Annotated in this window: 17 protein-coding genes; 9 read left to right on the top strand and 8 right to left on the bottom strand. The window is 41.7% G+C overall.

The annotated features are described in order from the left end of the window. Positions 1 to 5: 5 nt before the first annotated feature. Entirely contained in the window at positions 6 to 1,700 is a 1,695-nt protein-coding gene (gene ilvB / locus QVH07_RS13370; protein ID WP_290001129.1) for a biosynthetic-type acetolactate synthase large subunit, read from the bottom strand. 4 nt (positions 1,701 to 1,704) lie between these two features. Beyond that, a complete protein-coding gene (gene ilvD / locus QVH07_RS13365; RefSeq protein WP_290001127.1) occupies positions 1,705 to 3,384 on the bottom strand; it encodes a dihydroxy-acid dehydratase in 1,680 nt (559 codons plus the stop codon). 522 nt (positions 3,385 to 3,906) lie between these two features. On the opposite strand from ilvD, the gene ispE reads away from it, so the two are divergent. Continuing rightward, positions 3,907 to 4,716: a 4-(cytidine 5'-diphospho)-2-C-methyl-D-erythritol kinase gene (ispE, locus tag QVH07_RS13360; protein WP_290001124.1), complete on the top strand. Its 810-nt coding sequence runs from the start codon at positions 3,907 to 3,909 to the stop codon at positions 4,714 to 4,716. A gap of 7 nt (positions 4,717 to 4,723) precedes the next feature. On the opposite strand, the gene QVH07_RS13355 is transcribed toward ispE, so the two are convergent. From QVH07_RS13355 to tgt, 3 genes are read right to left on the bottom strand one after another with little or no spacing between them, the layout of a single operon-like run. Beyond that, positions 4,724 to 5,632, bottom strand: coding sequence for a DMT family transporter (locus tag QVH07_RS13355; RefSeq protein WP_290001121.1), 909 nt, complete (start codon positions 5,630 to 5,632; stop codon positions 4,724 to 4,726). Continuing rightward, positions 5,633 to 6,706 carry an LptF/LptG family permease gene (locus QVH07_RS13350; protein ID WP_290001119.1) on the bottom strand — a complete coding sequence of 358 codons (1,074 nt, stop codon included), beginning with the start codon at positions 6,704 to 6,706 and terminating at the stop codon, positions 5,633 to 5,635. After that, positions 6,706 to 7,836, bottom strand: a complete 1,131-nt coding sequence (tgt, locus tag QVH07_RS13345) for a tRNA guanosine(34) transglycosylase Tgt (RefSeq protein WP_290001117.1) — start codon at positions 7,834 to 7,836, stop codon at positions 6,706 to 6,708. Before tgt ends, QVH07_RS13350 begins: the two co-directional genes overlap by 1 nt. Before the next feature lie 92 nt (positions 7,837 to 7,928). Between tgt and QVH07_RS13340 the strand changes: the two genes are divergently transcribed. The 8 genes from QVH07_RS13340 (at position 7,929) to QVH07_RS13305 (ending at position 18,213) form a co-directional block, all read left to right on the top strand. After that, positions 7,929 to 9,068 carry a glycosyltransferase gene (locus QVH07_RS13340; protein ID WP_290001114.1) on the top strand — a complete coding sequence of 380 codons (1,140 nt, stop codon included), beginning with the start codon at positions 7,929 to 7,931 and terminating at the stop codon, positions 9,066 to 9,068. After that, positions 9,059 to 9,670: an RNA polymerase sigma factor gene (locus tag QVH07_RS13335; protein ID WP_290001112.1), complete on the top strand. Its 612-nt coding sequence runs from the start codon at positions 9,059 to 9,061 to the stop codon at positions 9,668 to 9,670. The genes QVH07_RS13340 and QVH07_RS13335 overlap by 10 nt, the downstream gene beginning before the upstream one ends. A 3-nt stretch (positions 9,671 to 9,673) precedes the next feature. Continuing rightward, the gene (gene rsmG, locus QVH07_RS13330; protein ID WP_290001111.1) at positions 9,674 to 10,312 is read left to right on the top strand and encodes a 16S rRNA (guanine(527)-N(7))-methyltransferase RsmG; all 639 of its coding nucleotides are present in this window, start codon (positions 9,674 to 9,676) and stop codon (positions 10,310 to 10,312) included. A 122-nt stretch (positions 10,313 to 10,434) separates the two neighbouring features. After that, positions 10,435 to 14,718, top strand: coding sequence for a DNA polymerase III subunit alpha (gene dnaE, locus QVH07_RS13325; protein WP_290001109.1), 4,284 nt, complete (start codon positions 10,435 to 10,437; stop codon positions 14,716 to 14,718). Between the two features lie 118 nt (positions 14,719 to 14,836). Beyond that, on the top strand, positions 14,837 to 15,157 hold the full coding sequence (gene trxA, locus QVH07_RS13320) for a thioredoxin (protein WP_290001107.1): 321 nt from the start codon (positions 14,837 to 14,839) through the stop codon (positions 15,155 to 15,157). A gap of 62 nt (positions 15,158 to 15,219) precedes the next feature. Then, on the top strand, positions 15,220 to 16,266 hold the full coding sequence (mnmH, locus tag QVH07_RS13315; protein WP_290001104.1) for a tRNA 2-selenouridine(34) synthase MnmH: 1,047 nt from the start codon (positions 15,220 to 15,222) through the stop codon (positions 16,264 to 16,266). Beyond that, positions 16,229 to 17,293 carry a selenide, water dikinase SelD gene (gene selD, locus QVH07_RS13310; RefSeq protein WP_290001102.1) on the top strand — a complete coding sequence of 355 codons (1,065 nt, stop codon included), beginning with the start codon at positions 16,229 to 16,231 and terminating at the stop codon, positions 17,291 to 17,293. Before mnmH ends, selD begins: the two co-directional genes overlap by 38 nt. Before the next feature lie 8 nt (positions 17,294 to 17,301). Then, positions 17,302 to 18,213, top strand: a complete 912-nt coding sequence (locus tag QVH07_RS13305; RefSeq protein WP_290001101.1) for a TolB family protein — start codon at positions 17,302 to 17,304, stop codon at positions 18,211 to 18,213. Here QVH07_RS13305 and QVH07_RS13300 read toward each other — a convergent pair. The 3 genes from QVH07_RS13300 to QVH07_RS13290 all read right to left on the bottom strand — a co-directional run bounded on the left by QVH07_RS13300 (position 18,210) and on the right by QVH07_RS13290 (position 20,253). Continuing rightward, positions 18,210 to 18,830 (bottom strand): 3-keto-disaccharide hydrolase, encoded by a 621-nt coding sequence (locus QVH07_RS13300; protein WP_290001099.1) that lies wholly within the window; start codon positions 18,828 to 18,830, stop codon positions 18,210 to 18,212. The two genes, QVH07_RS13305 and QVH07_RS13300, sit on opposite strands and share 4 nt — an antisense overlap. Before the next feature lie 114 nt (positions 18,831 to 18,944). Continuing rightward, on the bottom strand, positions 18,945 to 19,556 hold the full coding sequence (gene nqrE, locus QVH07_RS13295; RefSeq protein ID WP_290001096.1) for an NADH:ubiquinone reductase (Na(+)-transporting) subunit E: 612 nt from the start codon (positions 19,554 to 19,556) through the stop codon (positions 18,945 to 18,947). Positions 19,557 to 19,569: 13 nt separating this feature from the next. Further along, positions 19,570 to 20,253 carry an NADH:ubiquinone reductase (Na(+)-transporting) subunit D gene (locus QVH07_RS13290; protein ID WP_290001092.1) on the bottom strand — a complete coding sequence of 228 codons (684 nt, stop codon included), beginning with the start codon at positions 20,251 to 20,253 and terminating at the stop codon, positions 19,570 to 19,572. Positions 20,254 to 20,264 lie beyond the last annotated feature (11 nt).

The following is a 20,264-nucleotide window of genomic DNA, read 5'->3' as shown; positions in this document are numbered from 1 at the left end:
GAAAATTAGCTTAGTCTCACTTCCTCCACAGAGCTTCCTGTGGCGATCATTGGGAATACATTGTCTTCTTTCTCTACTACTACCTCAAGGAAATAGGGACCATCATGAATCAACATATCTTCTATCCCTTCTTTAAGCTGTGACCTTTCTGTCACCTGCTTGGCCTTGATTCCATAGGCATCTGCAATCTTGATAAAATCCGGGTTGTCCAGCTCGGTGAAGGAGTATCTTTTATCAAAGAACATCTGTTGCCATTGTCTCACCATACCCAGAAAATTATTATTCAAAAGCACAATTTTTACTGGAGCCTTGGTTTGCATGATAGTTCCGAGCTCTTGAATAGTCATCTGGATTCCTCCATCACCTACCACACAAATTACTTGTCTGGAGTAATCATGTAGCTGGGCTCCAAGTGCCGCCGGCAAAGCAAAACCCATTGTACCCAAACCACCAGAGGTTACCTGGGTACGAGTTTTCTTGTAATTGAAATATCTCCATGCTATCATTTGGTGCTGCCCAACATCTGTTACCAAAATGGCATCATCAGCTTTGTAATCATTGATATTGTGGATTACCTCTCCCATGGTCAAACCAGCTTTGGAAGGCAGTAAATCATTTTGAATTACTTGCTCCTTTTCCTGGTTTTCCAATTCACGGAATCTAGCTTTCCAATCCTCATGTTTTTGCTCGCGACAGGCCTTTGTCAACAGGTCCAAACTCACTTTGGCATTTCCAATGACTGGGACTTCACACTTCACCACCTTGTTAATTTCTGCAGGGTCCAATTCGAGGTGAATGATTTTGGCCTGCTTGGCATATCTGCTCAAATCTCCGGTCACACGATCGTCGAATCGCATTCCAACAGCTATCAAAACATCGCATTGGTTCGTTAATAGGTTCGGAGCATAGTTTCCATGCATACCGAGTTTGCCAACATAATTTGGGTGGTCTTCAGACAGGGCTCCCGAACCCAGTAAAGTGGATGCGGCAGGAATTCCTGTTTTATCTAGAAATGCCTTAAGCTCATCTTCAGCCTGGCCCAAAACTACTCCCTGACCAAAAAGTAGATAGGGCCTTTCAGCGGTATTAATAAGAAATGCTGCCTCTTTAATGGCTGACGGACTTATTGGTGTTTGGGGTTTATAAGATCGGAAACCCAGACATTTTTCATAATTCCATTCGGCAAGTGATGTCTGAGCGTCTTTTGTGATATCCACTAATACCGGCCCTGGACGACCAGATTTGGCTATATAAAAAGCTCGGGAAATTGCTGGCGCTATATCTTCCGCTCTACGAACCTGAATATTCCATTTAGTGCCCGGCATGGATATACCCACCACGTCCGTTTCCTGAAAGGCATCTGTTCCTAAAAGATGGGAAGCTACCTGACCCGTGATACAAACCAAAGGCGTACTATCAATCTGAGCATCAGCCAGACCAGTTATGAGATTTGTGGCTCCTGGACCCGAGGTAGCCAGACAGACACCGACTTTTCCAGAAACCCTGGCATATCCCTGAGCAGCATGAATAGCTCCTTGCTCATGACGGGTAAGCACATGCTTGATCTGTTCATGATAATCATAAAGCGCATCATAAACAGGCATAATCGCCCCTCCTGGATAACCAAAAATCAATTCTGCATTCTCCTCGATAAGGGTTCTAACCACTATATCTGCACCACGCATTTGAGAATCTTTCATGGCCTTAAAATTTATCAGTCACACAGCCTTCGGAGGCAGTTGCGACTAGCTTATTATATTTCTTCAAAGTTCCCTGTAGATGAGCTGTACTTTTTTGCTTCCAGGCTTTTCTCCTTTCAGCAAATTCTTCCTCAGTGACAGTAGTACTCAGTTCAAGACTATCCGCATTGATAGTAATCTCATCTCCATCCTTAAGCAAACCGATGGGTCCTCCATTAAAAGCTTCAGGGGTGACATGCCCTACAACAAAACCATGTGTCCCTCCAGAGAATCTTCCATCTGTTATCAAAGCAACATCCGAACCCAGACCTGCACCTATGATCATGGATGTTGGTTTTAGCATCTCAGGCATTCCCGGAGCTCCTTTTGGACCTACATTTCTAATCACGACTACATGTCCTGGCTTAACCTTATGATCCCGGATAGCATTATTTGCATCCAATTCAGAATCAAAGACAATGGCTTTCCCTGAAAAGGATCGGCCTTCTTTTCCAGTAATCTTAGCCACTCCGCCTTCAGGGGCAAGATTACCCTTGAGGACACAGAGGTGCCCCTCTTTTTTCAATGGTTGATCGACAGGCCTAATAATATTGACCATCGAAGGTGTAATTGGGGTAACATCCGCGAGGTTCTCAGCCAATGTTTTTCCAGTTACTGTAAGGCAATCACCATCAAGAAATCCCTCATTTAGAAAATACTTCATAAAAGCAGGTAAACCGCCTTGCTCATGAAGGTCCTCCATAAGGAATTTGCCTGAAGGCTTAAAATCTCCTAATAAGGGAGTACTGGCATTTATCCTTTTAAAATCTTCAAGTGAGAAGTCTATTCCTGCGGTTCTGGCTATCGCCAAAATGTGCAGGACGGCATTGGTACTTCCACCTAATGCAACAATAACTCTTACCGCATTCTCGAGACTTCTTTTGGTGATGATATCACTTGGCTTGATATCCTTCTCCAATAGGATTCTCATGTATTTGTTAACCACTTTACACTCATGAATTTTCTCTGGAGAATTCGCAGGATAGGAAGCCGAATAGGGTAATGAAATCCCCATTGCCTCGGCTGCTGATGACATGGTGTTTGCAGTATACATTCCTCCACATGCGCCAGCGCCTGGACAGGCATTTCTTATCACTCCGTCATAGTCCTCGTCAGAGATATTTCCATTTACCCTTTTGCCGAAGGCCTCAAATGCAGAAACTATATTTAGCTTCTCACCTTTATATTCTCCGGAAGCAATGGTCCCTCCATACACCATGATAGATGGCCTGTCAATGCGAAGCATTCCCATGATAGCTCCTGGCATATTCTTATCACAACCTGCCACTGCAATACAAGCATCGAATGAATGGCCAAGAATGAAAGACTCAATGGAATCAGCAATGATCTCTCTGGATACCAGAGAATAACGCATACCCATGGTTCCCATGGAAGTGCCATCAGAAATCCCGATGGTATTAAAAACTAAACCGGTCAAATCATATTCCTGAGAGGATTCCTTGATAAGACCGGCGAAGTCATTCAGATGCATATTGCAGGGATTACTTTCATAGCCGCAGCTGGCCACTCCTACAAATGGTTGCTTCATTTTTTTATCGGACATACCCGTGGCATAAAGCATGGCTTTACCGGCCGGATGCTCCTCGTTGTCACTTATTTCCCAACTGTACTTTTTGAGATTCATAGATAGGGTATAAAAAAAGTGCCTCATGTTGAACTGAGGCACTCAAGGTTTATATGTCGTTTATAATCTTCTTGCGCCTCAGATTAATTTCCGAAGGGAATAATCAGGTCCACAAGAATGACTTTTTGATACATAGCTTAATCAAGTTTTGGGTGATTTTGATATAAATCACTCGTCAAACTTAAAACTCTATTTTGATAGATACAATATTTAATTTCTTCAATTTCTTATTTAGCCAAGTTAAATTAATGTAAAATGAATTTTATATAAAATATTATTCTATTCTATAAATCCACCTCATAAAAAATCAGATAATGATTTGCATTAATCCTACTTTTCGAAATTTTGTATGGAATTCACTTTTTTCAGAGATTTTTCAAACATTTTCTGATTTTCGTTAATTGAAAATCAATTATTCCATGCCTTTATTAAAGATTTGAGATTTCAGAATGGAATCATGGATGGATTATCAATTTTATTAATAGCCTTTTCCCCTAATTTTAGGATTCAAATACCCCAAATATGCTGGTCTTTCCGAATGCCAAAATCAACCTTGGTCTACATATCATTTCAAAAAGACATGATGGATTTCATGAGATCGAAACGTGTATGATCCCAATACCGCTGACTGATGCTCTTGAAATCATTCCTTCAAAGAATCAAATTGGATGGGATTCAAGTGGATTGGATATTCCGGGCAGTGCTGAAGATAACCTTGTGGTCAAAGCGTTTAATCTTTTGAAGAATGACTTTCCGAACATCCCATTTCCAAATATTCACTTACATAAACACATTCCTCTGGGTGCAGGTCTGGGAGGAGGATCTGCTGACGCGGCTTTTGCCCTGAAGGTGATGAATGATCTTTTCAACTTGCATTTGGATTCATATTTTCTAGAGGAATACGCCTCTAAACTGGGAAGTGACTGCGCTTTTTTTATCGAAAACCTACCTAAAATCGCACGAGGACGAGGAGAAATTCTTGAGCCAATTGACCTGGATTTAGAAGATGCCTATTTGGTACTGGTAAATCCAGGAATTCATATCGGAACCAAAGAAGCTTATGCAGGAGTAATCCCGGCCAAACCTAAGGTGGACCTAAAGGAAATTCTTACGGATAAAGCGAGATGGAAAAATGAGCTAGTGAATGATTTTGAAGCAAGTATTTTTCCTTCTCATCCAGAAATTTCCCAGATCAAAGAGAGTCTCTATTCTCAAGGTGCATTTTATTCTGCTATGTCCGGTTCAGGTTCATCAGTTTTCGGTCTTTTCAGTCAAAAACCAAATAGAATTGATTGGCCGAAAGGTTACTTTGTTTTTGAAGACTGGCTTTGAAACTCTTTTAACCCAATGGTCGAACTGGTTTTCTCCTTCGATTCCAATAATTCAAAACAGGATAGCTCAAAACGCTAATTAGAATAATCCCAGTGCCCAAATAAAATTGAGGGGTCATTTTTTCACTTTCTCCGAAAACCAAAACCGCCAAAATAATCCCATACACTGGCTCCAGGTTGATGGTTAGGTTGATGGAAAAAACAGATAATCGCTTCATTAATTCCACCGAAACAGAAAAAGCGTAAACCGTGCAGACACCACCCAAAAGGAATAACCAGAACCAATCATATCGCTGCCAGACCAAATTCAACCCATCTTCACTTAGGTAATTTCCATAGATTGGCATAAAAAGGACTGAAAAAAGGCAAGCCCCGGCCATTTCATAAAAGGTAACCTGATAGGGGTTAAAATTTGGGGCGAGTTTGCCATTGAGCACAGAGAAAACTGCTGCCAGAAAAGCTGAAGCCAAGGCCATACTTAGTCCGAGCCAATACCCTGATTCAAAACTGAAAATCACGAGGAGGCCGGAAATGACCATGATTCCGAGAGCCACTTCATACCATTTAATACGTGTTCGATTGAATAACGGCTCCACAAATGCAGTCCATAGTGAAGTCGTGGCCATACCTGCCAAACAAACCGAAGCGGTAGAAACCTGAGCCGACCAGAAAAAAAGAACCCAATGCACACAAATCACAAAACCAATTGCGGTGATTTTAACCATCTGGTGAATGGGTAAAAGCAGGTTTTGTCTTTTGAAAAGAAAAATAGTCGCCACTCCAAGGGTAGCAATTAATGTACGATAGAATACTAATTCGAGGGCTTCCAGAGAAATAAGCAACCCCAAGATCGCCGTAAAGCCCCAGATCAAGACAATAAAATGAAGCATCAAATAATCCTTGATCGATGCCTTCATTTATCGAGGAACGGTTTTGTAAAGAATTAGACCTGTGACCGCAAAAACTATATTAGGCATCCAAACTGCGAGGATAGGGTTATCGGCGCCATTCTCTGCGAAGGTCCTTGAAAGGATAAAAAGAATGATGTAAATAAACGCCAAGAAAAAACCTAGGGCTATCTGAAATCCTGAGCCTCCTCTAGTTTTCCTTGCCGACATGATAACTCCAATAAACGTTAATATGATAGCTGCAAAAGGAGACATAAACCTAACGTATCGCTCGATTTTGTAATAATCCACATTGTCCGCCCCTCTAGCTTCTAAAATTTTAATTTGGCGACTAAGCTCAGGAAGTTTTAGGGTTTCGTGATGATTAAAGGGCAATTCGAAATCGTCCGGAGAAATGGACAAAGTGGTATCAAGGCTTTCACCCACGGTATAAGTTTCCCCTTTTTCATTTAGCTCTCGCAACCTCCAATTATGCAGAGTCCAAGCATTCTTAGCCGTGTCCCACTCAATTCTATCTGAAGATAATCTTGCCAATAACTCTCCATTGTCTATGGTCTCAAGAGTGAAATTGTATCCCATGTTACTCCTCTTATAAAACCGACTCATGTAGACATAGGATTTTTCTCCTACTTTAATGTGAGTATTATTTTCGGAGGCAGCTCTCCCTTTATCAAGATATACAGCTTTGAATTCTGTGACTCCTGCCGTAGCATCAGGTAAAACCCAGCTATTTAAAAGAAAGCTTACCGCTCCGATCATAGCAGCAGCAAAAATAAATGGCCTCAATAATCTCACAAAGCTGATCCCGCTGCTCAAAATCGCAATGATTTCAGTCCTCCCGGCCATCTTTGAAGTGATGAAAATGACGGATATAAAAACTGTTATCGGAGTAAGTAGATTATTCAGATAAAGTCCATAATTCCCCATATACCGAAGAATTTCCATCGTGGGAACAGAATTTCTGATGTAGGAGTCATTCTTCTCGGTAAAGTCCAATACTAGGACTATCAGGATCAGCATGACCACTACGAAAAAGTAGGTCTTTAAAAAATCCTTAATGATGAGTTTATCGATTAGCTTCATTACAGCCTAGTGCTCACTTTTTTGACCATCTGGTCTTTCCATACGCTAAAATCGCCTTCAATGATATGCTTTCTGGCTTCTTTCACTAACCAAAGATAAAAACTTAGGTTATGTATACTTGCTATCTGGGCAGCTAAAATCTCCTTGCTAATTGTTAAATGACGCAAATATGCCTTAGAATAAAAGGTGCTCACGTATCCTCCAATTGTCGGGTCTATGGGGCTAAAGTCATCCTTCCACTTTTCATTTCTCATATTTAGGATTCCTTCGGAAGTAAAAAGCATACCATTTCTGGCGTTTCTGGTAGGCATCACACAGTCAAACATATCCACTCCTAAGGCGATACATTCCAAGATGTTTGCAGGAGTCCCCACCCCCATTAGGTATCTGGGCTTTGCCGAAGGCAAAATATCAGTAACCTGCTCGGTCATCTCATACATCATTTCAGCTGGCTCCCCTACAGAGAGACCCCCAATTGCATTTCCTTCTCGATCACATGATGCAATAAACTCAGCAGATTGTTTCCTTAAATCCGGATACACACTTCCCTGCACAATCGGAAAAAGACTTTGGTGATAACCGTACTTGCCCTCCGTGGAATCAAAACGATCTATACATCTTTTTAGCCAGCGATGTGTCATTTCCATAGACTTTCTGGCATAGCCAAATTCGCAGGGATAAGGCGTACATTCATCAAAAGCCATGATGATATCAGCACCGATACTGCGCTGAATATCCATTACATTCTCTGGTGTGAATTGATGTTTAGAGCCATCAATATGAGACTTGAACACCACTCCTTCCTCATTAATTTTCCTTGTTCCTGCCAGAGAAAACACCTGATATCCACCACTATCAGTTAAGATTGGCCTATCCCAACCATTAAATTTGTGAAGGCCTCCAGCCTTTTCCAGAATCTCTAATCCAGGCCTTAAATACAAATGATAGGTATTCCCCAGAATGATTTGAGCTTCCACATCCTCCTTCAGCTCTCTCTGATGAACCGCTTTGACCGTACCTGCGGTCCCAACAGGCATAAAAATGGGAGTTTGAATTTCGCCATGATCTGTAGTGACTGAGCCTGCCCGGGCTTTAGATTTCGGGTCTGAATGTAATAGGGTGAACTTCATGTTTGATGGCTAATAATAGCTGACACAAAAATAAATGCTTATTCTTAAACAGGTGCTCGAATTGATTTTATATTTGCGCAGCTAAGCGGACTATGGAGCTATTTTTACTTCTCGTATTATTTGGATTGGGATTAAGCATTCAGATGATATATCTGATTTTTATTTTTGGCCGGCTCCTTACTTTCTCACACCGAAATAGAAAAGAGACCTCACCCGAGAAGCTTGAAAGTGTTACGGTAGCTATTGCAGCTCGAAATGAAAAAGAAAGGCTGCAAACTCTGATACCAGAGCTTTTCAAACAAGATTATAAAGACTTTGAAGTTCTGATTATCGATGATCGTTCCACTGACGGAACGCATGAACTTCTTCAGGATATGCTGAATATTTATCCAAGGCTCAGAACGGTCACGGTGGATTATACACCTGATCACGTCACCTCAAAAAAGTATGCACTTACCCTTGGGATCAAGGTTTCATCAAATGATATAATCTTACTCACGGATGCGGACTGTGTGCCAGTTAGCAAGGATTGGATACGCCTGATGACAGAACCTGTTCGCGAAAGAGGTAAAATCTACTCCATTGGCTATTCAGGGTATGAACAGAAGTCTGGCTTTCTAAATAGTTGGATCCAATTCGAAACCCTCTTGACAGCCTTGTACTATCTGTCCTTTGGGTTATGGAAAGCTCCCTTTATGGGCGTAGGTAGAAATCTCTGCTACCGCAAAGACCACTTTATGAAGGTCAAGGCATTCAAAGACATTTGGCATTTAGAGGGAGGAGATGATGATCTATTCGTGAATAAGTATGCGAATTCAAGAAATGCAGAAGTGGTAATTCATCCGAATTCCATTACCCTATCTCAACCAAAAACCAATACAAAATCCTACTTGGTTCAAAAAAAACGACACCTACACATAGGAAAATATTACAAGTTTAAGGACAAAAGAAAAATTGGAATGTATACCCTTTCCCATGCTTTATTCTGGATTGGAGGCATAGGATTGTTGATTTATTCAGGGATAAATCAGAATTGGGAACAATTTTTCGTTGTTTACGGTATTATTCTTATTAGAACCCTTCTCCTTTCCCTTCTCTTTAAGCAAGCCGCTAAGAAGGTTCAGGGTTATGGTTCATTCAAACTTACCTGGTTACATGATTTTCTGTATTTGGGTTACTTTTGGATTTTAGGAGCTATTTCCCATCAGGCAAAAACTGTTAAATGGAATTGAACAAACGCGAATTTTCTAAGAAAGCCTTACAGGATTTCGCTTTGATTGATCAAGCTGTAGATGAGCAGGATCAGCAAGCCTATGCCCTGCTTATGAAGCGCTACAAAAAAGCGGTGTACTTCATGATACTCAAGATGATTCGCGATGCAGATGATGCAGAAGATTTGACTATGGAGGCTTTCGCCAAAGCTTTTAAAAACCTTCATCGCTTCAAAAAAGACTATACCTTTTCCACTTGGCTTTTCAGAATTGCCACAAACAACACCATCGATTTTATTCGTAAGAAAAAACTCAAAACCATGAGTCTAAATACGACCATGACTGATGATGGTGGAAACCCGGTGACTATTGACGTAGAGGACGATGATCGTAATCCTCAGGATGAGTTCATCAAAACTCAGCGGATCGAAATGGTAAGAATCTTCGTGGATAAGCTTCCAGCCAAATATCGAAAATTGGTAAAACTTAGATACTTTGATGAGCTTTCTTATGAAGAAATCGCCAAGGAATTAGAGAAGCCCCTGGGGACGGTAAAAGCACAACTTCACCGTTCCAGAGAACTTCTTTTCGAAATCGCAGAGGGTAAGAAAAAACACATCTAAGCGATGCCTGCTGAGATTATCAAACACTACTTTCCCAAGATCACAGATCATCAATACAGCCAGTTTGAAAGGTTAGGTGAGCTATATGGTGATTGGAATTCGAAAATAAATGTGATCAGCCGAAAGGATTTTGATCAATTCTATGTTCGACATGTCCTCCATTCTTTAGGAATCGCTAAGGTCACTAGCTTCCAACCCGGGACTAAGATTCTTGACATCGGAACTGGCGGAGGTTTTCCTGGTGTTCCCCTAGCCATTCTTTTCCCTGACACCCATTTTCATCTGGTAGATTCTATTGGTAAGAAAATCACCGTGGTGAAAGATGTGGCCAAATCCCTAAAGCTCAGCAATGTAGAAGCTCAGCAAACGCGCGCAGAAAGCTTGGTCCGAAAGTATGATTTTGTGGTCAGCCGTGCCGTGACCCGAATGGCTAATTTTTACCCTTGGGTAAAAGGTAAAATTAAAAGAGAGGACTTCAATGAGTTCCAAAATGGAATTCTTTATCTAAAGGGTGGCGAAGTGGATGAGGAGATGGAAGAAATCGGAAAATCGTATGTCACTTACCATTTGGAAGACTATTTCAAGGAAGATTTTTTTGAGACCAAAAAGGTGGTTTATGTCCCTTGGGAAGATAAACGATAAAGGCATTTTTCAATACTCTTTTAACTTCAGAAAATTTCACTCTTTTCGCGACAATTTGCACCGTGAACACTGGTAGGATTGAGTCATTAATCCTAATTTGAAGATTCAATTCCTTAAGCTGTATGTATTTAATTTTTGATACGGAGACCACGGGTCTTCCACGCGATTATAATGCCCCTATGACTGATCTGGACAACTGGCCAAGACTGGTGCAGTTGGCCTGGCAGCTTCATGACGAAAAAGGGAATTTAATCTCGAATCATAATTACATAATTCGCCCTGAGGGATTCACTATTCCATATAATGCTGAAAAGGTCCATGGGATTTCTACCAAAAGAGCTTTGGCTGAAGGCCATGACCTAAAGCAAGTCTTAGGAATTTTTGAAGGTGATGTAAAAAAGAGCAAATATCTGGTTGGGCATAATGTGGAGTTTGACGTGAATGTGGTCGGCTGTGAGTACCATCGAGCTGAGGCCACTATGCCACTCACCGCCACTCAGCTGGATACCAAGGATATTTCTACAGATTTCTGTGCTATTCCTGGTGGTAGAGGTGGGAAATATAAGTGGCCCACACTGACCGAGCTCCATCAAAAGCTTTTCGGAAAGGGATTTGAGGATGCACACGATGCGGCATACGATGTGGATGCCACGGCAAAATGCTTCTTCGGACTAATCGCGCAGGGAGTTCAAAAACCGGAAGCAGGAATAAAAGTATCTGAGGTAATCTACGAAGCCCCTGAGCTAGAAGAAGCAAATTTTGCACAAGCTTCTGACATCAAAAAGGAAGCAGAGGACATTCTAAAGCAGGCAGGTAAGGCAGACATTTCGGAATTGAGTGATGTGCACTTTAGCCATCTGCATGTCCATACCCAGTATTCAGTGCTGCAGGCGACTTCCGAAATTCCGGCTTTGATTTCTAAGGTAAAAGAACAGGGAATGCCAGCCATCGCCATGACTGATCATGGTAACATGATGGGAGCTTTTCATTTTGTAAAAGCAGCCATGGATCAGGATATCAAACCAATTGTTGGTTGTGAATTTAATCTTTGTCGCGATCGAAAAAACAAGTCAAACAAGGATGACGGCTACCAAACTGTGCTCCTGGCAAAAAATAAGAAAGGCTATCATAATCTTGCCAAACTAGCCTCATACGCCAATATCGAAGGCTTTTATTATGTCCCTAGAATTGATAAGGAAATACTCGCTCAATACAAGGAAGACATAATAGCAACAACTGGAGGACTTTGGGGCGAAGTCCCATTTTTGATTTTGAATGTGGGAGAAACTCAGGCTGAGGAAGCCTTTCTTTGGTGGAAAGAGCAGTTTGGAGAAGACTTTTATGTGGAGCTTTGCCGGCATGGAATTCCTGAAGAAGAAAAAGTAAATGAAGTTCTTCTGGAGTTTGCCAAGAAGCATGAAGTGAAATATTTCGCAGCAAATAATTCTTATTACAATGACAAGGCTGATGCAAAAGCGCACGACATTCTGATCTGTGTGAAGGATGGAGAATTGGTAGAAAAGCCAAAAAAATACATAGGCAAAAGAGGCCGTGAATTTAGATATGGACTCCCAAATGACGAATTCTATCTAAAATCTCCTGAAGAGATGAAGAAACTTTTCGCAGATCTGCCTGAAGCCATAGAATGCACTCAGGAAATCGTGGATAAGATCGAGCCTTATAAACTCTCCAGAGAAGTTCTCCTTCCAAAGTTTGGGATTCCTGATGAGTTCATCCATGAAGAAGATGCTCAGGATGGAGGCAAAAGGGGAGAAAACGCTTACTTAAGGCATTTAACTTATGAGGGTGCCAAAGAACGCTACGGAGAAATCACCCCTGAAATTCAGGAACGACTGGATTTCGAATTAGCCACTATTGAAAATACAGGTTATCCGGGCTACTTTTTGATCGTTCAGGATTTCACCCGAGCGGCCAGAGACATGGGAGTTTCTGTGGGGCCAGGAAGAGGTTCCGCAGCTGGTTCTGCAGTGGCATATTGTATTGGCATCACGAATGTAGACCCCATCGAATACGACCTACTTTTTGAAAGATTCCTAAATCCAGACCGGGTCTCCCTACCTGATATTGATATCGACTTTGATGATGAAGGGCGCGGAAAGGTTATTGATTATGTGATCAAGAAATATGGTTCAAATCAGGTTGCTCAGATCATCACTTACGGTACCATGGCCGCAAAATCAGCCATTCGGGATACGGCTAGAGTATTGAATTTGCCTTTAGCTGAAGCAGGTAGATTAGCGAATTTGGTTCCTGACATCAAACTCAAAAAGCTATTTGATCTGGCCAGCGACAAAAAAGCTTTGGCTGAAAAGCTAAAAAATCAAGGTGAACTGATCCAAAAAGCAGAAGAATTATTAAAGATCTCCAAAGGACAGGATGAGTCCGCCAAAACGGTCAACCAAGCCACCGTACTGGAGGGTTCTGTCAGGAATACGGGAATTCATGCCTGTGGAGTGATCATCACACCTGATGACATAACGAATTTCGTCCCTGTGGCCTTAGCGAAAGACTCGGAGATGGTCTGCACTCAGTTTGACAACTCAGTTGTAGAATCTGCTGGATTGCTCAAAATGGACTTCCTGGGGCTTAAAACATTAACTCTGATCAAAGACGCTTGCAAAATCGTGAAAGAGCGTCATGGCATAGAACTGGATCCCGATGCATTTCCTATCGATGATCAAAAGACCTACGAACTTTTCCAGCGAGGGGAGACTGTTGGCATATTCCAATATGAATCTGCCGGGATGCAAAAGTACATGCGGGAGCTTAAACCTACGGCATTTGCTGATTTGATAGCCATGAATGCCCTGTATAGGCCGGGTCCTCTTGCTTACATCCCTGAGTTCATCGATAGAAAACACGGGAAAAAGGAGATCACTTATGATCTCGATGACATGAAGGAGTACCTGGAGGAAACCTACGGGATTACGGTGTATCAGGAGCAGGTGATGCTACTTTCCCAGAAACTGGCAGATTTCACCAAAGGTGAAGCGGATGTTCTTCGAAAAGCCATGGGTAAAAAGCAAAAGGATGTCCTGGATAAGATGAAGCCAAAATTCATTGAGCAGGCAAGTGCGAAAGGTCATGATCCCAAAAAACTAGAAAAAATCTGGGTGGACTGGGAAGCTTTTGCCTCCTATGCCTTCAATAAATCCCACTCCACCTGCTATGCTTGGGTGGCTTATCAAACGGCCTACCTCAAGGCACACTATCCAGCAGAATACCTTGCTTCTGTCCTGTCTAATAACATGAATGACATTACTCAGGTCACCTTCTTTATGGAGGAATGCAAACGAGGTAACATTCCTGTTTTGGGTCCTGATGTCAATGAATCCAAAAGTGGATTCACGGTGAATCAGGCAGGAGAGATTCGATTTGGAATGGCAGCCATAAAAGGTGCTGGCTCCGCGGCTGTTCAATCCATCATTGAGGAAAGGGAAGCCAATGGCCCTTTCAAAAATATCTTTGACTTTGCGAAGCGGGTAAACTCTAAAGCCTTAAACAAAAAAACCATGGAAGCTCTAGCCATGGCTGGTGCTTTCGATTGCTTCCCTGAGTTTCATAGAAGACAGTATCTCGAATCTGTGGAGGGAGAAGCAACTCTAATTGAAAAAGCAGTGAAGTATGCCCAGAAGGTCCAGCAGGAGGAAGATTCGGCTCAGGTTAGCCTCTTTGGCGGGGGGTCAGGTGGCATGGAAATTCCCCTGCCTTCAATTCCTGAAATGGAGCCGTTTTCACAGCTGCAGCAATTGAACATCGAAAAGGAAGTTGTGGGACTTTACATTTCTGGGCATCCTCTGGATCAATACAAGCTCGAAATTGAAAATTTCACGAATGCTAAAATGCCGGACCTTAGTGATGCTGAACTTTTGAAGTCAAGGGGTGAATTGAGGCTTGCAGGCTCCGTGGCTTCTTTTGCCCATAGGACGACTAAAAAAGGGAACCCTTTTGGCACACTCACCATGGAGGATTATGCAGGTTCACACACTTTCTATCTTTTCGGTGAAGACTACATCAAATTCAAAGAGTATTTTATGACAGGCTGGTTTCTATTCATTCAAGGAAAGGTTCAGCAAAATCGGTGGAAGGAGAACGAATATGAATTCAAAATCAACAAAATTAATTTGTTGAACGAGGTGAAAGAAATGATGGTCAAAGGAGTCCGCTTATCTATAGATCTGGATCACCTTACCTATGATCTCATGGAAGACCTGCACAGTTTAACCTCACAGAACCCAGGAAAGGCAAAGCTTTATTTTGAGGTTATCGATAAGAAAGAGAATATTTCACTTCAACTTTTCTCGAAAACGGTGAATATCGATCCAACCTCCAGTTTCATCAAAGTTCTGGATGAAATACCTGAAATAAATTACAAAATCATCTGAAGTAACTCGTTTTCAGCAGGAATGAATAAAAAAAATTACCTGGTCGGAACTAATTAAAGGAGATAAACCTTTCAATCCTATATTTGCAAAAAACTGACAAAATTTAACCAAACATATTATGGCAAAAGCAATTGAAATCACCGATGCAAACTTTGAAGAAATCATCAAATCAGATCAGCCTATTCTAGTCGATTTTTGGGCAGAATGGTGTGGACCCTGTAAGATGATCGGACCTGTAGTGGAAGAGTTGGCCGGAGATTATGATGGTAAGGCGGTTATTGGAAAAGTGGATGTAGATTCTAACCCTGCGGTTGCCCAAGCATTTGGGATTCGATCTATCCCTACCCTATTGTTCTTTAAAGGCGGAGAAATCGTTGACAAGCAAGTAGGTGCTGTTCCAAAGTCTGTTTTAGCTCAGAAATTGGACGCTCAACTTTAATTGACCAAACATTTGACTAGGCCACGAGAATTCTCTCGTGGCTTTTTTTTTATCTTGTAATTATGCCAGAGCAACTTATTGACCTAGATGAATTTTTAGCCCTTCGGGCAAAGCTTCCCATTGTCGATGCTCGAAGCGAGAAAGAATTTGAGCAAAGTCACATTCCAAATTCTATCAATATTCCAATTCTAAATAATCAAGAAAGGAAAATAGTTGGAACGCTTTATAAGCAAAAGGGAAATGAGCAGGCAACCCTTAAAGGATTTGAGCTCGTAGGTCCTAGATTTCATGAAATCCAAAAGAGTGCTCTGGAAAATTACCCTGAAAAAAAAATCCTGATCTATTGCTGGCGAGGAGGAATGAGGAGCCAAATACTTTCCTGGTTACTCCAAATGGTTAGCTTTGAAGTGTATCGCCTTGAAGGTGGGTACAAGGTCTACCGGGCTAGAACCTTTACCGAGGTACGGGAAAAATATAGACTATTGATCCTAGCAGGAAAAACAGGTACTGGCAAAACACAATTACTCAAATCCCTTTCCGAAGAGGGAGAGCAAGTAATTGACCTGGAAGATTTAGCAAATCACAGAGGATCTTCTTTTGGAGGAATTGATCAGCCTTCACAGCCCTCGGTTGAGCAATTTGAAAATCTTTTAGGCGAATGCTTAATGCCTCTGGATAAAAACAAACACATTTGGGTAGAGAATGAAAGCCGCAGAATCGGTAAAGTGATTCTTCCAGACGGTTTTTATCATCAAATGCTTAAATCTCCTTTGGTTTCAATTGAGAAAACCAGAAAAGAAAGGATTGGCTTGATCAAAAAGGATTATGGAAGTCTAGATAAAGATGAACTCATCAAGGCAGTATTCAGGCTTCAAAAAAAACTTGGAGGTCTTCGGACCAAGCAGATAATTGAGTTAATAAAGGCCAATGAAAAGGAGAAGTGGATCGAAATGACCTTAGATTATTACGACAAGGCCTACGACTTCGATCTCCAGAACCATAAGACCCATTACACTTTTAAACTTGATTTATCCTCAAAATCCGAAGATGAATCTGTTAAAGAATTGATATATGTTAGAGAAAAGTTCGAACGAACCTTCGCAGGATAAGCTCACACAATGGAGTACCAGCTCTGGTTGTGGATGTAAAATCGCGCCAGCGGTATTGGAAGAAATCCTGAGCTCGAGCGGTTCTTTCACTCAAAATGACCCGAAACTATTGGTTGGGAATTCGGGAAAAGACGATGCAGCAGTTTATCAGGTTTCAGAAGAAATTGCGATGATAAATACTGTTGATTTTTTTACTCCTATCGTCGATGATCCATTTGATTTTGGGAGAATTTCAGCTGCGAATGCCATTTCTGATGTCTATGCGATGGGTGGCAAACCCTTATTTGCCAATGCCATTTTAAGCTGGCCCACCGATAAGCTTTCTCCTGCTTTAGCAGCAAAGGTTTTGGAAGGCGCCAAGTCCATTTGTAAAACTGCGGGTATTGAACTTGCTGGCGGACACAGTATTGCGGCCAAAGACCCTGTTTTCGGCTTATCTGTAAATGGCGTAGTCCACCCTGAAAAAATTAAAACCAATAAAGGTGCAAAACCAGGGGATTTAATTTTTATCACAAAACCCATTGGCATTGGTGTATTTGCCACAGCTCTGAAAAGAGAAAAGATCTCAAAGTCAGATTATTTGGTTTTACTTGAAACAACATGTCGGTTGAATAGCATCGGAGAAAGACTCGGAAATAAACAGGAAGTTCATGCCATGACGGATGTAACTGGTTTTGGAATTTTGGGACATTTAATAGAAATGTGTGAGGCTGCAGGAAATTCTGCGGAAATCCACCTTCCAAGTCTTCCCGTTTTGGAAGGATTTAAAGGCTATGTAGATCAGTTTATTTTCCCTGATAATACCTACCGCAACTGGAATGCATACAGTTCAAAAACGGAAGGAGTGAATGGAATGGATTTGGTAAAATTATGTGACCCTCAGACCTCCGGAGGACTTTTAATTGCTGTAGATCCGGAAGGATTAGAATCTTTCGAAAGAACCATCCAAGAGAGCAAGCAGGCAATTTGGAAAATCGGGCAATTCACTGAAAGTGAAGAAAAAACAGTTCGTATATTAAATGAATGAACAGGCCCATGAAAAACCACTTTCTTTACCCTTTTATCTTCTTCCTACTTATTTCCACTCAGTCAATGGCACAGGTTCAGGAAAATATCACAAGTGAACTGGTCATTCTAAATGTGAAGACGGGTGAGGAAAAGACTGTGTTAAGGGAGAAGCGCCATTTTGAGGCACCGAATTGGTCTCGAGATGGGGAATTTCTATTGATTAATTCAGGTGGATTATTAGAAAAGGTTGGGCTCGATGGCAAAAAATTGGGTGGTTTGTTTACTGGGCAGGTCGACCGTGCAAATAATGACCACGGAATAAGCTTTGACGGGAAAACACTTGTTTACAGCAGAAACGATGAAGGCTTAAGTTCACGAATTTATACCATCCCAATGGCTGGTGGAGAGCCTACTTTGGTAACCACAAAGTACCCAAGCTACTGGCATGGCATCAGTCCAGATGGCGAAACCCTGGTGTATTGTGCCATGCGTGATGATGCATGGGATATTTACGCAATACCTACTATTGGCGGTGAAGAGATCAGGTTGACCGATGCAGATGGACTGGACGATGGCCCCGAGTATTCCTATGATGGAAAATGGATTTACTTCAACTCCCACCGCACAGGACGCATGCAGGCTTACCGAATGAAGCCAGATGGAAGCGGTACCGAACAGCTGACGGATGATAAGCTAGACAATTGGTTCCCGCATCCTTCTCCTGATAATAAAAGTGCTGTCATTATCTCTTACCTCGAGGATCAAAAGGGGGCTCATCCCTTCGGAAAAGACGTCAAGCTTCGACTACTCGATGTAGAAACCAAAGAAATCAAAGATCTCACGCCTGTGTTCTATGGAGGTCAAGGCACCATCAACGTGCACTCATGGTCGCCAGATGGTGAATGGATTGCTTATGTGAGATACCATAACCAAGATTAATCCAAAATCTTAACTTTTACGCTTCGATAATAAATCACAGATTGAGGATCATGAGCCTGAAGAGCAATGGTACCTGAGCTGAGTTTTTTGCTTCCTAAATCACCACTTCGAACTTCAGATTCGTCATATTCATTAATGGTTTGTCCATTGATCTTGACTGTGATTTCATCTCCCTTGACGATCACATGCTCCGTATACCACTCCCCATCTTCCACGTAGGTTTCTCTTACATCCTGAAAGGAATACACCGAACCAGTCTTTCTCCAGTCACTATGGCTTTGATTTACTTGAATTTCATAACCCTTATTTGGCCACCCGTCTTCCTGATATTCAGTGTGAATAAAAAGACCAGAATTTGCTCTGGGCATGGTCTTAACCTCCACCATAAGCTCAAAATCTGTGAAGTCAGCTCCTCCTACTTCTCCTACATAAAATGCATGAGCCCTGGGACCTGCCACTTTGATCACCCCATCTTCTACTTGAAAAGAATCAGGGTTTTCTGACAGTTTCCAGCCATCGAGGTTATTTCCATTGAATAGCTCGATCCATTCTCCCGTTTGGGCTGATACGGAACTAGAGATCAAAACAAAAGCGAATAAGTAGAAGAGTTTTTTCATGGTAAGAATTGAAAATGATTTTCAGAAATTTAATCAGATCAATCTTATTTAAAGTACCGAACAAAAAAAAGCTCCGAAATTTCTTTCGGAGCTTAAATATTTCTGTCGAATTCCTTACAGGTCGATGCCCATAAATGACATAAATGCGATACCCATTAGGCCGGTCAAAAGCATGGTTATCCCCAAACCTTTTAGACCATTAGGTACATTTGAATATTTTAATTTCTCACGAATGGCTGCCAAAGCAATAATAGCAAGGAAGAAACCTGTTCCGGAACCAAAACCATAAACTGCAGATTCAGCAAGCGTGTAATCTCTTTGTGCCATAAAAAGTGAACCACCAAGGATGGCACAGTTTACCGCGATCAAAGGAAGGAAAATACCCAGAGCTCCATAAAGAGCTGGAGCGAACTTTTCTACTACCATCTCCACCAACTGAACCATAGCCGCAATGATAGCAATAAACATGATGAATCGAAGGAAAGATAGATCCACCTCAGCCAGACTTGCTGTCACCCAGGTAAGAGCACCCTCTTTCAACACATATTCATTAAGCAGCCAGTTCACAGGAACAGTCACAGTCAGTACGAAAATTACTGCTGCACCTAATCCAAGGGCCGTACTTACTTTTTTCGATACCGCCAGGAAGGAACACATCCCTAGGAAGTATGCAAATACCATATTGTCAACAAAAATTGACCGAATTCCTAAATTGAATAAATCCATTTCTATTGAGATTTTAGTGTTCTACGTATCCGGTTTTGGTTCTCTGAACCCAAATAATCAAACCTAGAATGATGAAGGCCCCTACTGGTGAAACCATCAATCCGTTTGTAGCCAATTGGAAATCTTCTCCAAAAAGACCTGAAACATAATCGTATATCGGGATACCAAAGACAGCGCCTGATCCAAGTAATTCTCTGAAGAAAGCCACCGCCAAAATTATCCAAGAATAACCCAAAGCAGATCCAAATCCATCCAGAATAGAATCATAAGGCTTATTTCCCAAGGCGAATGCTTCAAGTCTACCCATTACTATACAGTTTGTAATAATCAGACCCACAAAAACCGAAAGCTCTTTGTACATGTCGTAAGCAAATGCCTTTAACACCTCATTTACCAAAGTTACCAAGGTGGCAACTACTGCAAGCTGAACGATAATTCTCACTCGAGTAGGAATGGTATTTCTAAGTAAAGAGATGGTAAGATTTGCCATCACAATTACGAAAACCACAGAAATCGCCATCACAAGGGTTGGCTTCATCTGAGTGGTCACCGCAAGAGCAGAACAAATACCCAATACCTGTATGGTAATCGGATTATCATCCACTAAGGGGTCAGATATTAACTTTTTCCGCCTCTTGGAAAGCAAGGCTTCCGCCGGCTTTTTATCTAATACTTTTTCAGCAGTTTCAGCACTCATATTTTCGTGTC

Source organism: Algoriphagus sediminis (assembly GCF_030403435.1).
In the GTDB taxonomy this organism is placed as follows: domain Bacteria; phylum Bacteroidota; class Bacteroidia; order Cytophagales; family Cyclobacteriaceae; genus Algoriphagus; species Algoriphagus sediminis.
This window is presented reverse-complemented; position numbering and strand designations above follow the sequence as displayed.

Excerpts from the sequence above, each read along its gene's own strand:
- ilvB (WP_290001129.1), bottom strand. The coding sequence starts at position 1,700 with ATGAAAGATTCTCAAATGCGTGGTGCAGATATAGTGGTTAGAACCCTT.
- ilvD (WP_290001127.1), bottom strand. The coding sequence starts at position 3,384 with ATGAATCTCAAAAAGTACAGTTGGGAAATAAGTGACAACGAGGAGCAT.
- ispE (WP_290001124.1), top strand. The coding sequence starts at position 3,907 with ATGCTGGTCTTTCCGAATGCCAAAATCAACCTTGGTCTACATATCATT.
- QVH07_RS13355 (WP_290001121.1), bottom strand. The coding sequence starts at position 5,632 with ATGAAGGCATCGATCAAGGATTATTTGATGCTTCATTTTATTGTCTTG.
- QVH07_RS13350 (WP_290001119.1), bottom strand. The coding sequence starts at position 6,706 with ATGAAGCTAATCGATAAACTCATCATTAAGGATTTTTTAAAGACCTAC.
- tgt (WP_290001117.1), bottom strand. The coding sequence starts at position 7,836 with ATGAAGTTCACCCTATTACATTCAGACCCGAAATCTAAAGCCCGGGCA.
- QVH07_RS13340 (WP_290001114.1), top strand. The coding sequence starts at position 7,929 with ATGGAGCTATTTTTACTTCTCGTATTATTTGGATTGGGATTAAGCATT.
- QVH07_RS13335 (WP_290001112.1), top strand. The coding sequence starts at position 9,059 with ATGGAATTGAACAAACGCGAATTTTCTAAGAAAGCCTTACAGGATTTC.
- rsmG (WP_290001111.1), top strand. The coding sequence starts at position 9,674 with ATGCCTGCTGAGATTATCAAACACTACTTTCCCAAGATCACAGATCAT.
- dnaE (WP_290001109.1), top strand. The coding sequence starts at position 10,435 with ATGTATTTAATTTTTGATACGGAGACCACGGGTCTTCCACGCGATTAT.
- trxA (WP_290001107.1), top strand. The coding sequence starts at position 14,837 with ATGGCAAAAGCAATTGAAATCACCGATGCAAACTTTGAAGAAATCATC.
- mnmH (WP_290001104.1), top strand. The coding sequence starts at position 15,220 with ATGCCAGAGCAACTTATTGACCTAGATGAATTTTTAGCCCTTCGGGCA.
- selD (WP_290001102.1), top strand. The coding sequence starts at position 16,229 with ATGTTAGAGAAAAGTTCGAACGAACCTTCGCAGGATAAGCTCACACAA.
- QVH07_RS13305 (WP_290001101.1), top strand. The coding sequence starts at position 17,302 with ATGAAAAACCACTTTCTTTACCCTTTTATCTTCTTCCTACTTATTTCC.
- QVH07_RS13300 (WP_290001099.1), bottom strand. The coding sequence starts at position 18,830 with ATGAAAAAACTCTTCTACTTATTCGCTTTTGTTTTGATCTCTAGTTCC.
- nqrE (WP_290001096.1), bottom strand. The coding sequence starts at position 19,556 with ATGGATTTATTCAATTTAGGAATTCGGTCAATTTTTGTTGACAATATG.
- QVH07_RS13290 (WP_290001092.1), bottom strand. The coding sequence starts at position 20,253 with ATGAGTGCTGAAACTGCTGAAAAAGTATTAGATAAAAAGCCGGCGGAA.